General features: G+C 64.7%; 11 protein-coding genes and 1 other RNA gene. 7 read left to right on the forward strand and 5 right to left on the reverse strand.

All coding sequences use genetic code 11. From position 1 onward, the window contains the following. The first annotated feature begins 88 nt into the window (after positions 1-88). From RQH86_RS16670 to RQH86_RS16680, 3 genes are read left to right on the forward strand one after another with little or no spacing between them, the layout of a single operon-like run. Positions 89-1291 (forward strand): HlyD family secretion protein, encoded by a 1203-nt coding sequence (locus tag RQH86_RS16670; protein ID WP_055851830.1) that lies wholly within the window; start codon positions 89-91, stop codon positions 1289-1291. Further along, entirely contained in the window at positions 1288-2874 is a 1587-nt protein-coding gene (locus RQH86_RS16675; RefSeq protein WP_055851832.1) for an MDR family MFS transporter, read from the forward strand. The genes RQH86_RS16670 and RQH86_RS16675 overlap by 4 nt, the downstream gene beginning before the upstream one ends. A 4-nt stretch (positions 2875-2878) precedes the next feature. Next, on the forward strand, positions 2879-4369 hold the full coding sequence (locus tag RQH86_RS16680) for an efflux transporter outer membrane subunit (RefSeq protein ID WP_311238652.1): 1491 nt from the start codon (positions 2879-2881) through the stop codon (positions 4367-4369). Between the two features lie 294 nt (positions 4370-4663). On the opposite strand, the gene RQH86_RS16685 is transcribed toward RQH86_RS16680, so the two are convergent. Then, a non-coding RNA gene (locus tag RQH86_RS16685) (sX9 sRNA) lies at positions 4664-4739 on the reverse strand. 339 nt (positions 4740-5078) lie between these two features. On the opposite strand from RQH86_RS16685, the gene potA reads away from it, so the two are divergent. Genes potA through RQH86_RS16700 form a run of 3 tightly spaced genes read left to right on the forward strand, consistent with a single transcriptional unit; the run spans position 5079 to position 7965 of the window. After that, positions 5079-6209, forward strand: a complete 1131-nt coding sequence (gene potA / locus RQH86_RS16690) for a polyamine ABC transporter ATP-binding protein (RefSeq protein ID WP_311238636.1) — start codon at positions 5079-5081, stop codon at positions 6207-6209. Then, on the forward strand, positions 6206-7120 hold the full coding sequence (locus RQH86_RS16695; protein ID WP_311238635.1) for an ABC transporter permease subunit: 915 nt from the start codon (positions 6206-6208) through the stop codon (positions 7118-7120). Before potA ends, RQH86_RS16695 begins: the two co-directional genes overlap by 4 nt. Then, positions 7117-7965, forward strand: a complete 849-nt coding sequence (locus tag RQH86_RS16700; protein ID WP_055851842.1) for an ABC transporter permease subunit — start codon at positions 7117-7119, stop codon at positions 7963-7965. Before RQH86_RS16695 ends, RQH86_RS16700 begins: the two co-directional genes overlap by 4 nt. A gap of 132 nt (positions 7966-8097) precedes the next feature. Here the strand turns inward: RQH86_RS16700 and RQH86_RS16705 are convergent, their stop codons facing one another. After that, positions 8098-8775, reverse strand: a complete 678-nt coding sequence (locus RQH86_RS16705) for a hypothetical protein (RefSeq protein ID WP_311238634.1) — start codon at positions 8773-8775, stop codon at positions 8098-8100. On the opposite strand from RQH86_RS16705, the gene RQH86_RS16710 reads away from it, so the two are divergent. Continuing rightward, positions 8774-10138 carry an NAD-dependent succinate-semialdehyde dehydrogenase gene (locus RQH86_RS16710; RefSeq protein ID WP_311238633.1) on the forward strand — a complete coding sequence of 455 codons (1365 nt, stop codon included), beginning with the start codon at positions 8774-8776 and terminating at the stop codon, positions 10136-10138. The two genes, RQH86_RS16705 and RQH86_RS16710, sit on opposite strands and share 2 nt — an antisense overlap. 267 nt (positions 10139-10405) lie before the next feature. Here RQH86_RS16710 and RQH86_RS16715 read toward each other — a convergent pair whose 3' ends face one another. The 3 genes from RQH86_RS16715 to RQH86_RS16725 are packed head-to-tail and all read right to left on the reverse strand — an operon-like array spanning position 10406 to position 13562. After that, positions 10406-11407, reverse strand: coding sequence for a magnesium and cobalt transport protein CorA (locus RQH86_RS16715; protein WP_311238632.1), 1002 nt, complete (start codon positions 11405-11407; stop codon positions 10406-10408). 14 nt (positions 11408-11421) lie between these two features. Continuing rightward, a complete protein-coding gene (locus RQH86_RS16720) occupies positions 11422-12687 on the reverse strand; it encodes a DUF4105 domain-containing protein (protein ID WP_311238631.1) in 1266 nt (421 codons plus the stop codon). Beyond that, positions 12684-13562 carry a transporter associated domain-containing protein gene (locus tag RQH86_RS16725; RefSeq protein ID WP_055852298.1) on the reverse strand — a complete coding sequence of 293 codons (879 nt, stop codon included), beginning with the start codon at positions 13560-13562 and terminating at the stop codon, positions 12684-12686. The genes RQH86_RS16720 and RQH86_RS16725 overlap by 4 nt, the downstream gene beginning before the upstream one ends. Between the last annotated feature and the right edge of the window lie 74 nt (positions 13563-13636).

Here is a 13636-nt window from a genome sequence, read left to right on the forward strand (position 1 = left end):
AAATAATTGTATGGTTGCGCCGCTTTCGCCGTGCCGCTGATGCGGCATGCCGCTGCGCGCATCGCCCACGACCTACAGGACGCTTCCTTTGAGCAACCAAGCAGACCACCCGTCCAACGATGGCCGCAGCCAGACCGCGGATGCGCAGGGCGCCGACGCGCACGACGACCAGGAGCAGAAGCCTTCGCCGTTGAAGAACCCCAAGGTCAAGTGGACGCTGATCCTGGTGGGCGTGCTGGTGCTGGTCTTGCTGGTGGTCTGGCTGGCCTATTACCTGATCAAGGGCCGCTACATGCAGGACACCAATAACGCCTATCTGCAGGCCGATTCGGTGGCGGTGGCGCCGCGCGTCAGCGGCTATGTGACCAAGGTGATGGTGGGCGACAACCAGATCGTGGACGCCGGCCAGCCGCTGCTGCAGATCGACGACCGCACTTACCAGGCAACCCTGCAGCAGGCAGAAGCCGCGATTGCCGCGCGCCAGGCCGATATCGCTGCGGCCACGGCCAATGTCTCTGCGCAGGAATCGGCGCTGGTGCAGGCACGTACCCAGGTCACTGCTGCCGCTGCCAGCCTCACCTTCGCCCAGGCCGAAGTGAAGCGCTTCGCGCCGCTGGCGGCGTCCGGCGCCGACACCCACGAGCACCAGGAAAGCCTGCAGCATGAACTGGCGCGCGCCCGCGCCCAGTACGACGCCGCCCAGGCCCAGGCCAAAGGGGCGCAGAGCCAGATCCAGGCCAGCACGGCGCAACTGGAGCAGGCCCAGGCCGGGGTGAAGCAGGCCACCGCCGACGCCGATCAGGCCCGCATTGCGGTGGAAGACACGCGCCTGACCAGCCGGATCCACGGCCGCGTCGGTGACAAGACCGTGCAGGTGGGGCAGTTCCTGGCCGCCGGCACCCGCACCATGACCATCGTGCCGCAGGAATCGCTGTACCTGATCGCCAACTTCAAGGAAACCCAGGTCGGCCTGATGCGTCCCGGCCAGCCGGCCGAGATCGAGGTCGACGCGCTGTCCGGGGTAAAGCTGCACGGCAAGGTCGAAAGCCTGTCGCCCGGGACCGGCTCGCAGTTCGCGCTGTTGCCACCGGAAAACGCCACCGGCAACTTCACCAAGGTAGTGCAGCGCTTGCCCGTGCGCATCCGCGTGTTGGCCGGCGAAGAGGCGCGCAAGGTGCTGGTGCCAGGCATGTCGGTGGAAGTGACGGTGGACACGCGCTCGGCCAAGGACGCCAAGGAGCGTGCCGAAAAAGAATCCGACCGCGTGCAGGAGCAGGAGCGCGCGCAGTGAGTGCAGCGGCAGCCACCGGCCCGAGTGCCGGCGGCAGCGCGACTCGCGAGAAGGCCGAGCCGGGCGCGTGGCTGGCGGTGCTGGCCGGCACCATCGGCTCGTTCATGGCGACGCTGGATATCTCCATCGTCAATGCTGCACTGCCCACCATCCAGGGCGAGGTCGGCGCCAGCGGCACCGAAGGCACCTGGATTTCCACCGCGTATCTGGTCGCCGAGATCATCATGATCCCGCTGACCGGCTGGTTCGTGCGCACCTTGGGGCTGCGCAACTTCCTGCTGATCTGCGCGGTGATGTTCACCGCGTTTTCGGTTGTGTGCGGGTTGTCGACCTCGTTGACGATGATGATCATCGGCCGGGTCGGGCAGGGGCTGGCCGGCGGTGCGCTGATTCCCACCGCGCTGACCATCGTTGCGACCCGGCTGCCGCCCAGCCAGCAGACCATGGGCACCGCCTTGTTCGGCATGACCGTGATCATGGGCCCGGTGATCGGCCCGCTGCTCGGTGGCTGGCTGACCGAAAACGTCAGCTGGCACTACGCTTTTTTCATCAACGTGCCGATCTGCGTCGGCCTGGTGGCGTTGCTGCTGCTGGGGCTCAAGCATGAAAAGGCCGATTGGGCGGGCCTGCTCAATGCCGATTGGCTGGGCATCTACGGCCTGACTGCGGGCTTGGGCGGGCTCACCGTCGTGCTTGAAGAAGGCCAGCGCGAACGCTGGTTCGAATCCAGCGAAATCAACACGCTGAGCCTGATCGCCTTGAGCGGATTCATTGCCCTGGTGGTCGGCCAGTTTCGCAAGCGCGCGCCGGTGATCCGCCTGTCGCTGCTGCTGCATCGCAGTTTCGGTGCGGTGTTCATCATGATCATGGCGGTGGGCATGATCCTGTTCGGCGTGATGTACATGATCCCGCAGTTTCTGGCGGTGATCTCCGGCTACAACACCGAGCAGGCCGGTTACGTGCTGCTGCTTTCCGGCCTGCCCACCGTGCTGCTGATGCCGATGATGCCCAAGCTGCTGGACATAGTGGACGTGCGCATCCTGGTGATCGCCGGGCTGATCTGTTTTGCCGCGGCGTGTTTCGTCAACCTGTCGCTGACCGCCGACACCGTCGGCACGCATTTTGTCGCCGGGCAGTTGCTGCAAGGCTGCGGGCTGGCACTGGCGATGATGTCGCTCAATCAGGCGGCCATTTCGTCGGTGCCGCCGGAGCTGGCCGGCGATGCATCGGGCCTGTTCAATGCCGGCCGCAACCTGGGTGGCTCGGTCGGGTTGGCGCTGATCTCCACCTTCCAGGAGCGCCGCATGACCTTCCACACCGAAACCATCGGCAGCGCGATCACCGCCAATGCGACGCGCGCGCAGGATTTTCTGGCTGGCCTGAGCGCGCAGATGCAGGGCAGCGCCGGTGGCGAGGCCGCCATCCGCTCGATCGCGCAGTTGGCGCGACTGGTGCAACAGCAGGCGCTGGTGATGACCTACAGCGATCTGTTCTGGATCTTCGGCGTGATCGTGGTTTGCACGATTCCGCTGGCTTTTTTGCTCAAACCGTTACCCAAGGGGGCGCACCTTGCAATGCACTGATTCCCTGCGCCCGATGCGCATGCCACTGGCGGCGGCGCTGAGCGCCGTGTTGCTGGGCGGCTGCATGCTCGGCCCCAACTACACCAAGGCACCGCCGGTGGCCGATGCGGCCATGCAGGCGCCCGCGCTGCATCGCGCCAGCGGCGCGCAGGTGGTTGCCGCCGCGCCGTTGAACCACTGGTGGGAGCAATTGAACGACCCGCAGCTCACCCAGCTGGTGACCCGGGCGCTGGCCGACAGCCCCAACCTGCGCGCAGCGCAAGCGCGTCTGCGCGCCAACCGCGCACTGGCCCGGCAACGCCGCGCCGAGCGTTTGCCCAAGCTCAATGCCAGTGCGATCTACGCCTATGCCGAGCCGCCGCAGACCATCGTGGACACGCTGGGCGGGCTGCAGGAGGGCCAGCCCGGTCAACAGCCAGCCGCAGGCGATCAGGCACTGGATCTGGACAAGACCCAGATCTACAGCGCCGGTTTCGATGCCAGTTGGGAGCTGGATTTTTTCGGCCGCCGTCGTCGCGCCGCCGAGGGCGCGCTGGCGCAAGCGCAGGCCTCCGAAGCCGAGCTGGCCGATGCGCAGGTGCAGCTCGCCGCCGAAGTGGGGCAGGTGTATCTCAACTATCGCGGGCTGCAAGCGCGCCTCGCCATTGCCGATGCCAACCTGGAGAAGATCGGCCAATCGCTGGCATTGACCCGTCAACGCCGCGAGCGCGGTGCGTCCTCGGACCTGCAGGTGGAGCAGATCGCCACCCAGGTGCAGCAGCAGCAAGCGCAGCGTCTGCCGCTGGAAATGCAGTCGCAGGAAGCGCTGGACCAGCTCGCGCTGATGGTCGGACGCGAGCCCGGCGCGTTGGACGCGCAACTGGCGGCGGTGCAGCCACTGCCGATGTTGCCTACCGACGTACGCGTGGACGATGCCGGCGCGTTGATCCGTCGTCGCCCCGATGTGCGCAAGGCCGAGCGCGAGCTGGCCGCGTCCAGCGCGCAGATCGGCGAGGCGTTGAATGGCTACTTCCCGCAGGTGACCCTGCTGGGCGGGCTGAGCTGGGTGGCCGGTTCGCCCAGCGACTTCAACTCCGATGCGCTGACCACCCTGGCAGTGCCGATGCTGCGCTGGTCGATCTTCGATTTCGGCAAGACTCGCGCGCAGGTGGAACAGGCGCGCGCCGGCAATGCCGGGCGCGAGGCCGCTTATGAGGGCGCGGTACTGGCGGCGTTGCAGGATGCAAACTCTGCGTTGTCGCGCTTCGGTTCGGCGCGCAAGCAGCTGGTGGTCGCGCGCCAGGCCGAAGCCTCGGCCACGCGCTCGGCGGGGCTGATGCAGCAACGCCGCGATGCCGGCGCAACCTCGTCGATCGATCTGCTCGACGTGCAACGCCAGCAGTTGTCCGCACAGGACGCCGCCGCGCAAGCGCAGGTGCAGCTACTGGTCAACTACGTCGCGCTGCAAAAGAGTCTGGGTCTGGGCTGGAGCGAGGCGCCGCAGGAGACGCGTTGACTGTTGTCGATGCCTGATGGTGCCTTCAAGTAGGCATGCCTGCGCTGCCATTGCCATTGCCGCGCGTCGGTGATGGTTGCGCATGCGGTCGGCATCGGGAGTGTTGGCGTCAGGGATGTCATCGGATTGATGGAGTTTGCACAAGCCCCGTCAGTGAGTGTGGAGACCAGGAGTTGCTGGACTAAAACACGCACCGACGAGGACGGCTTGCATACCGATTTACGCATCGTCTTACACGTTTGGACGGTGTGCGTTTTGCATCCGGATATCCGGTTGATCAGGCCAGCTTGGAGCGGCTAACAAAACGGAGCCAGCAATCGTCAGGTGGGTGCGGACGGCCCGGAGGAACCGGAATGTACGAGTGGTAGATGCCGCAACGAACACTGAGCACCGAGCACTGGCCGTCTGGCGTTGAGCACAGTTATTTTGTTAGCTGCTCGTCTAACGTTGGCCCCGCTTGATTGGCTGGTATTGCCCGGCGATGTCTCCTCCAATCTAAGCAAGTCGCCACTGATGCAGTCACCGACACTTGCCGCAATGCCGCTTGATCGTCACTCTCAGCCGCAGACGCGCAGACGCGCAGACGCGCAGACGCGCAGACGCGCAGACGCGCAGACGCGCACGCGCCCGACAGCCGATACATGCTTTTGCCATCATGGCGCGCAGGCTCTGCCCCCGGCGCCTGCGTTTGCCGTCATCGAGAGGAACCATGTCACTGACCGACGCCTTGCCGCCCCTGTCCACCCCTGCGGATGCCGGCTACCTGTCCATCAGCGAGGTCCGTAAGGAATTCGATGGCTTTGTCGCGGTGGACGATGTCAGCCTGCAGATCCGCAAGGGCGAAATCTTTGCGCTGCTGGGCGGGTCGGGCAGCGGCAAATCCACCTTGCTGCGTTGTCTGGCCGGCTTCGAGCGACCCACCAAGGGGCGCATCACACTCGATGGCCAGCCGATCGACGCGCTGCCGCCGTATGAGCGCCCGATCAACATGATGTTCCAGTCCTACGCGCTGTTTCCGCATATGAGCGTGGAGCAGAACATCGCCTTCGGGCTGAAGCAGGAAGGCCTGTCGAAGGCCGCCATCGCCACCCGCGTCGGCGAGATGCTGGAGCTGGTGCAGCTGGGTGCGTTGGCCAGGCGCAAGCCGCATCAGCTCTCCGGCGGCCAGCAGCAGCGTGTCGCGCTGGCGCGCTCGCTGGCCAAGCGACCCAAACTGCTACTGCTGGACGAACCGATGGGCGCGCTGGACAAGAAGCTGCGCTCGCAGATGCAGCTGGAACTGGTCAACATCATCGAAACCTCCGGCGTCACCTGCGTGATGGTCACCCACGACCAGGAGGAGGCGATGACCATGGCCACGCGCATCGCGCTGATGGATCAGGGCTGGATCCAGCAGGTCGGCACGCCCGATGAAATCTACGAACAACCGGCCAACCGTTTCGCCGCCGAATTCATCGGCTCGGTCAATCTGATCGATGCCGTCATCGCCGAAGACGCGCCCGATTACGTCACGCTGAAGACGCCGGCGTTCGACGCCCCTATCCGTATCGGCCACGGCATCACCGGCTTCGAAGGCCAAGCGGTGGCGTTTGCGCTGCGTCCGGAAAAACTCGCCATCGGCAAGGACGAACCCACGCAGGCCTGCAACAAGGCGCAGGGCGTGATCGAAGACATCGCCTATTTCGGCAGCCATTCGGTCTACCACGTGCGGCTGCCCAGCGGGGTCAAGCTGATGGCCAACTTCGCCAATCGCCAGCGCTGGGCCAGCGAAGCGCTGACCTGGGGCGATGCGGTGTGGGTGGGCTGGGGCGAGGACGACGGCGTGGTGCTTACCGCATGAGGCCGCGTCTTTTCCGTCGCGGCTTGCCGGGTGCGCGTTGGGGCGTGATCGCTGCACCGTACCTGTGGTTGCTGGTGTTCTTCGCGATCCCGTTCCTGATCGTGCTGAAAATTTCGTTTGCCGAGCGCGCCATCGCGATGCCGCCATACACGCCGCTGTTCGCATCTGCGGCCGATGGCGCCGTCAGCGTCAGGCTGCATCTGGGCAATTATCTGGCGCTGCTGCGCGACAGCCAGTACGTGGCCGCGTACCTGAGTTCGATCAAGATCGCGGCGATCTCCACCGCACTGGCGTTGTTGATCGGCTACCCGATGGCATATGTGATCGCACGCTTGCCGTTGGCTACCCGCAACGTGGCGATGATGCTGGTGGTGCTGCCATCGTGGACCTCGTTTTTGATTCGTGTCTACGCGTGGATCGGCATTCTCGACGGCAACGGCCTGCTCAATCAGGCGCTGCTGGCGCTGGGCGTGATCAAGCAGCCGTTGCAGTTGCTGTACACGCCCGTCGCCGCCTATATCGGCATCGTCTACTGCTATCTGCCCTTCATGGTGTTGCCGCTGTACGCCAATCTGGTCAAGCACGACAACCGCTTGCTGGAAGCGGCCTACGATCTGGGCGCGCGTCCGTGGCAAGCGTTCGTGCGCATCACCCTGCCGCTGTCGCGTAACGGCATCGTGGCCGGTTGCATGCTGGTGATGATCCCGGCGGTGGGCGAGTTTGTGATTCCGGAAATGCTGGGCGGCCCCAACACCTTGATGATCGGCCGCGTGCTGTGGGGCGAGTTCTTCAATAATCGCGATTGGCCGGTGGCCGCTGCCGTGGCCACGGTCATGCTGGTGTTGTTGCTGGTGCCGATCGTGATCTTCCACCGTTACCAGCAGCGCGAGCTGGAAGGGCGGCTGACATGATGCGCGCCTCGCGCGGTGGGCGCGTGCTGGGCGGCAGTGTGCTCGCGCTGGGGTTCGGGTTTTTGTATCTGCCGATCCTGTTGCTGATGGTCTACTCGTTCAACGCCTCGCGTCTGGCCACGGTGTGGGGCGGGTTTTCGACGCGCTGGTATGGCGAGTTGCTGCGTGACCGGCAATTGCTGGAGGCGGCCTGGGTCAGTCTGGAAGTTGCGTTCTGGACCGCCTGCGCGTCGATGGTGCTGGGCACGATGGCCGCGATGGCGATGGTGCGCATGCGGCGGTTTCCCGGCAAAACGCTATTCGGTGCGCTGATCACCGCACCGCTGGTGATGCCGGAGGTGATCATCGGCTTGTCGATCCTGCTGTTGCTGGTCTCGATGGGCGGCGTGCTCGGTATCGCACCGCGCGGGGCAGTGGCGATCTGGGTCGCGCATGTCACTTTCACCGTGTCGTTTGTCACCGTGGTGATTTCCTCGCGCCTGCAGGAGCTGGACCGCTCGCTGGAAGAAGCTGCGATGGATCTGGGGGCCACGCCGCTGAAGGTGTTCTTCCTGATCACCTTGCCGATCATCGCCCCGGCACTCGCATCGGGTTGGCTGCTCGCCTTTACGCTGTCGCTGGACGATGTGGTGATTGCCAGCTTCCTGGCCGGGCCGAGTTCGACCACCCTGCCGATCAAGGTGTTCGCATCGGTGCGGCTGGGCATCAGCCCCAAGATCAACGCACTGGCCACAGTGATGGTGCTGGCGGTGTCGGTCGCCGCGGTGATCGGTTGGTGGCTGCTGGCACGCAGCGAAAAACGCCGTCTGCGCGATCAGCAACTGGCGCTGCAAGCGGCTCCCTGAGCAGGTGCCCGCGTTGGTGTGGCCAATGAACTGCAGCAGGCGGCCACCAGACAGGTGCGAACGCTCAAGCCACCGACGTGGACGACGGCTGCGACGGCCGCCGGACGCTGGGCACACCAGTGCGAGCGGCGGCTACCTGGCCGGAGGCGTGTATCCGTTGTCCCAGGGCTGCGGCTTGGTCAGGTAGCACTGATACTCGGCCCTGATGTCGTAGCCGTGTTGCTCGACTCTAGGTTGTTCATCGGCGCGGTCCTTGCGGTTGTCCTTGCCGTCGTCCTTGGACTTTCGCTTATCGGGAAAGATCGTGACCATGTTCGGCGACGACTGCGCGGTGATCAGTTGGCGGATGGCAGTGTCCGAGCACGCACGCAGTGCCTCGTCCTCGCAGGGTTGCGCGGGATCGGGCATCAGGCTGTTGCAGTGCACGGTGACAAACCCGGCCGGTCCGGGCCGCGGGCCACGCAAGAGGTCCTGGAGAACGGCACATCCCGTCAGGCATGTACTGGTGCCAAGTACAACGAGAGCAATGAGATTCCGGCGCATCGTGGTGGTCTTCCATGGATGGATGAAGCTGCCATAGCGCATGCTGGAGCAATGCGCGGTTGGACCGTCTGAACAGGGCAAGGCTGCTTTCGGTGCCTCGTCTGGGGCGTGATCCCAGCGGTCATTGATCAGAGAGTTGTGCGATGAAGATGCGGCATTGCGTCGCGGTGCGGGTAAACACAGCGTTGCAGCAATTTGCAGTGGTTGTGACGCGGCTGCAACTTCCCGGCGACTAGCATTGGGCGTCTTGCAACTGGAGACCGTCATGTCCTACGACACCGTCAACCCTGCCAACGGCCAGGTCGAACATACCCAGCAGACGCTGGACGCCGCCGCCATCGAGGCGCGCTTGGCCGCGTCCGCCAAGGCGTTTCCGCAGTGGGCAGCACTGCCCTTTGCCGAACGGGGCGCCTTGCTGCGCCGGGTCGGCGAAGAGTTGACCAAACGGCGCGACGACCTGCAGCGCATCATGACCGCCGAGATGGGCAAGCTGCGCCGCGAAGCGCTGGCCGAGGTCGACAAGTGCGCGCAGGCCTGCGCGTATTACGCCGATCATGCTGCCGAGTATCTGGCGCCGCGTGAGATTCCAACCGAGGCGCAGTCCAGCTATGTGCGCTATGAACCGCTGGGCTGCGTGTTTGCGGTGATGCCGTGGAATTTCCCGCTGTGGCAGGCGTTTCGTTTTCTTGCGCCAGGCCTGATGGCCGGTAATGTGGCGCTGCTCAAGCATGCCAGCAACGTGCCGCGTTGCGCCGATGCGATGAAGGACGTGCTCGATGCCGCCGGCATTCCGCCGGGCGTTTTCGACGTGCTGCATATCGACAACGACCAAGCCGCCGATGTGCTGCGCGATGACCGCATTGTTGCAGTGACGTTGACCGGCAGCGAACGTGCCGGCCGCTCGCTGGCCGCCAATGCCGGCGATCAGCTGAAGAAGTGCGTGATGGAGTTGGGCGGCAGCGACGCCTTCGTGGTGCTGGAAGACGCCGATCTTGAGCACACCGTGCAATCGGCGGTGCAGTCGCGCTTCGACAATAGCGGGCAGACCTGCATTGCGGCCAAGCGCTTCATCGTGGTCGATGCCATCGCCGACCAGTTCATCGAACGCTTTGTCGCCGCCGCCGCCGAGCGCGTGGTCGGCGACCCGCAACAGGAAAGCACCACGCTCGCACCGATGGCACGCGCCGATTTGCGCGACGAATTGCACAAGCAGGTGCAGGCCAGCGTGGAGAAGGGAGCGAAGGTATTGCTGGGCGGCGCACCGGTGCCGGGCTCGCATGCCGGCTACCCGGCCACGATCCTCGACCAGGTCGCACCCTTCATGCCGGCGTACGACGAAGAATTCTTCGGCCCGGTAGCCTCGATCATTCGTGTGGCCGATGAGGCCGAAGCGGTACGTGTGGCCAACGACACCACCTTCGGCCTGGGCGGCAGTGTGTGGACCGCAGACGCCAAGCGCGGCGAGCGCGTCGCGCAGCAATTGCAGTGCGGCGCCGCCTTCGTCAATTCGGTGGTCAAGAGCGATGTGCGGCTGCCATTCGGTGGCATCAAGCGCTCAGGATTTGGCCGCGAGCTCGCCGATCACGGCATCCACGAGTTCATGAATATCAAGACGATCTATGTGGCTTGAGAGCAGGGATTGAAGATTCGGGAGGTGGGATTCGTAAAGCCACGGCGCTTCCTTCTCCCATCGGGAGAAGGTGCCCGAAGGGCGGATGAGGGTACGCATCAGGTGCTGTTTGGCTAGCGCGTGCGCCCACGGAAACCACCAGCCATCAAACAGTCTTGATCAAACGATCAAACGCAACAGCGATTGAACTCAACCAACACTCAAGCTAGATCAGCAACCAGCAAACCCGCTCCAACCAATCGCGAATCCCCGCTCCCCATCCCAGCCCTACAGCCACCGCGCGCGCTTGAACAGGCGATACAGCACCAGGCACGAGGCCACCACACCGCCCACCAGCAAGGGGTAGGCGTAGGGTTTGTCGAGTTCGGGCATGTGGGTGAAGTTCATGCCGTACCAACTGGTGATCAGGGTCGGTGCGGCGAGCAGGGCGGCCCAGGCGCCCAGGCGCTTGACGGTTTCGCCCTGCGCCAGCGTCACCATCGAAAGGTTGACGCTCAAGGCGGTGCCCAGCATCTCGCGCAAGGTGTCGATGGCGTCGTTGATGCGCACTGCGTGATCGAGCACGTCGCGCAGGTAGATGCCGACCTCGTCATGGATCAACGCGCCCGGATTGCGCTTGAGGTGCGACAGCACGTCCTGTAAGGGGGCGACCACCAGACGCATCTTGTTGAGTTCGCGCTTGAGCTCATACAGGCGCACCACGGTTTCGCGCTTGTAATTGTCGGCAAAGATGTCTTTTTCCAGGCCTTCCAGCGTGTCGCGAAACTCGTCCATGATCGGCAGATAGTTGTCGACCACAAAGTCCAGCACGCCATACAGACAGAACGACGCGCCCTTGCGCAGCATCGCCGGCTCGCGTTCCACCCGATGGCGGACCGGCGTGTAGGACAGCGACGCGCCGTGGCGCACGGTCAGCAGAAAACATGCGCCGAGGAACGCATGCGTCTCGCCGTAGCGGATGCGTTCGTTGACCAGTTGCGCGGTATTGACCACCACAAACAACGAATTGCCGTAGCTCTCGGCCTTGGGGCGTTGGTGCGCCTTGAGCGCGTCCTCGATAGCCAGATCATGCAAGCCGAACTCGTCCCGCAACTTGTGCAGCACCGATTCCTGCGGCTCGTACAAGCCGACCCAGACGAAGCCATCCGGGCGCTCCAGCACATCGCTGATCTGCTCCAGGCTGATGTCGTGCCGCTTGCCGTCACCGTCGTAGTACGCGCAGGTGATGACGCAGGACGGGTTGTCCGGATGGCGACCGTGGTTGTTCATGCGCGCATCCTGGATCAGCGCTGACGCAGCGGCAAGTCGCGCGGCTGCAGAGCGATCGCGAGCGCGGCGTGGACCGGCAACAGCAGCATCACCCATTGCAGGTTGTATTGCGCCTGGAACGAGAGCCAGTGAATCACCATGGCCAGCAAGGCCCCTGCGGCCACCACCCAGCGCAGTCCATCGAACCAGCGTCCGGGCCGGCGACCACGCAGCAACTGTATGCCGCCGATCAACAGCAGCACGCACAGCGGATTGACCAGCAGCAGATTACGGTTGGCCCATGCGGACTGGTGCGCAGTAAAGCCCCACAGGTACACCAGCAGGCTGCCGCCGATGGCGCACAGCAACCAGAATGGCAGCGCAAGGCCGGCCAGTAGGCGCGGTTTGCGGCGCAGTGCCAGCACGCCGGCTGCAAGCGCCAGGCCAACCAGCAACCATGGCCACCAATGGCGCTGCTGGTCGGCAGGCTCCGGGGCGATGCGGTGCGGCAGCAGTACCTGCGTGGCTTGCACCAACGGACGGCCGGCGCTGTTGTGTACCTGGGTCAGGCTGTCGGCCAGTCGCATCGGCACGAACGCTTCTTCCCAACGCGACAGTGAGCGGTCTGCGTACGCCCCCAGCCCCAGGTCGAAGCCCAGCCACATCCATGGGGCAGGGGAGGCCAGGCGCACCGCTTCGCTGCGGAAGGTATTGCCACGCGAGCGGCCAGCCAGCTGCGATTTCAAACCGCCGCCCATGGCACGGTCCAGGGTGTCGCGCACCATGGTGGCGCAGTTGGCTTCGAAGTAATCGTAGTGATAGCGGGCGTTTTCCGGCCGGCTGCGGACCGCCAGGCCATCGGCAAGCGCGCGCGCCTGCTCGGGCGGCAGATCCAGCCACTGCACGCTGACGCCGCGGCCAACGTCGCGGTACTGCGACAGGTCTTCTTCCAGCGGCAACGCCACCAGGTAATACATCATTTCGCCGCGGGTGAAGCGCGGCACGAAGTCCGGCTCGCTCGGGTCGAAGAAACCGAAGTTGTACGAGGTTGCCCGCTGGGTGAGCGGGTCGACCACCACGATGGCGTCATGCCCGAAGCGCTCGAAGAACACTTCGCCCGGCTGCATGGTGACCACGCCGACGCGCGGTGGCGGTGTGCTAGCCGGGGCAGCAGCCTGCGTCACCTGGGCCGACGCAAGTGGCGCCACCAGCAGCGTCAGCAGGAGCAGCGCCCAGGACGCGACCCATTGCCAGCCACCACGGCCGCATCGCACCGTGGCGTGACGGCGCGCGAGGTTCAAGCGTCGTCCTGCGGGTCGGGCGGCAGGATGGTGACGTGGAAGGCATGCACACGGCGCGTATCGGCCTTGGCCACGCGGAACGCAAACCTGCCCAAGGTCAACTCTTCGCCGGTCTCCGGCAGGTGCCCGATCGCATCGGTCACCAGCCCACCCACGGTGTCGTACTCGTCATCCGGGAATTCGGCACCGAAGCGTTCGTTGAAGTCCTCGATCGGCGTCAGCGCATCGACCACGTAGCGGCCATCCGCCTGGATCGCGATCAGCGAATTCTCTTCTTCGGCATCGTCGTGCTCGTCGTCGATCTGGCCAACGATCTGCTCCAGCACGTCTTCAATGGTGACCACGCCGGCGACGCCGCCGTACTCGTCCACCACAATCGCCATGTGGTTGCGCGACAGGCGGAATTCCTTGAGCAGCACGTTGAGCTTCTTGGACTCGGGGATCAGCACCGCCGGGCGCAACAGCTCGCGCACATTGCCGGGCCCGTTATCGGCGACCACGCCGCGCAACAGGTCCTTGGCCAGCAGGATGCCGAGCACTTCGTCCTTGTTCTCGCCATGCACAGGGAAGCGCGAATGGCCGGATTCGACCACCTGCTTCATCAGGTCGATGAAGCGCGCTTCCACCGGCAGCGACACCATTTGCGAGCGCGAAATCATCACGTCGCCCACGGTGAGCTCGGACACGGAAATCGCGCCTTCCATCATGCGCAGGGTGTCTGCGGCGATGAGACCGTCTTGTTCGGCGGTCCGCAGCAAGGCGACCAGTTCGTCGCGGGTATGGGGTTCGCCAGAGAAGGCCGCGCTCAGGCGTTCGAGCCAGCTGCGGCGTTTTTCGGGGTTTTCTGAGGTGTGGCTACTGTCGTCTTCGGACATCATGACGGGGAAGGGCACCCGGCAAACCAGGCGATAGGTCGCAGTCTAGCAGGAAGCCGGCAAGCCGCTGTGGA

Origin of the sequence: Xanthomonas sp. WCS2018Noco2-27, from assembly GCF_031843525.1 — a bacterium.
Classification (GTDB): domain Bacteria; phylum Pseudomonadota; class Gammaproteobacteria; order Xanthomonadales; family Xanthomonadaceae; genus Xanthomonas.

Excerpts from the sequence above, each read along its gene's own strand:
- potA (WP_311238636.1), top strand. The coding sequence starts at position 5,079 with ATGTCACTGACCGACGCCTTGCCGCCCCTGTCCACCCCTGCGGATGCC.
- RQH86_RS16695 (WP_311238635.1), top strand. The coding sequence starts at position 6,206 with ATGAGGCCGCGTCTTTTCCGTCGCGGCTTGCCGGGTGCGCGTTGGGGC.
- RQH86_RS16700 (WP_055851842.1), top strand. The coding sequence starts at position 7,117 with ATGATGCGCGCCTCGCGCGGTGGGCGCGTGCTGGGCGGCAGTGTGCTC.
- RQH86_RS16710 (WP_311238633.1), top strand. The coding sequence starts at position 8,774 with ATGTCCTACGACACCGTCAACCCTGCCAACGGCCAGGTCGAACATACC.
- RQH86_RS16705 (WP_311238634.1), bottom strand. The coding sequence starts at position 8,775 with ATGACGGTCTCCAGTTGCAAGACGCCCAATGCTAGTCGCCGGGAAGTT.
- RQH86_RS16715 (WP_311238632.1), bottom strand. The coding sequence starts at position 11,407 with ATGAACAACCACGGTCGCCATCCGGACAACCCGTCCTGCGTCATCACC.
- RQH86_RS16725 (WP_055852298.1), bottom strand. The coding sequence starts at position 13,562 with ATGTCCGAAGACGACAGTAGCCACACCTCAGAAAACCCCGAAAAACGC.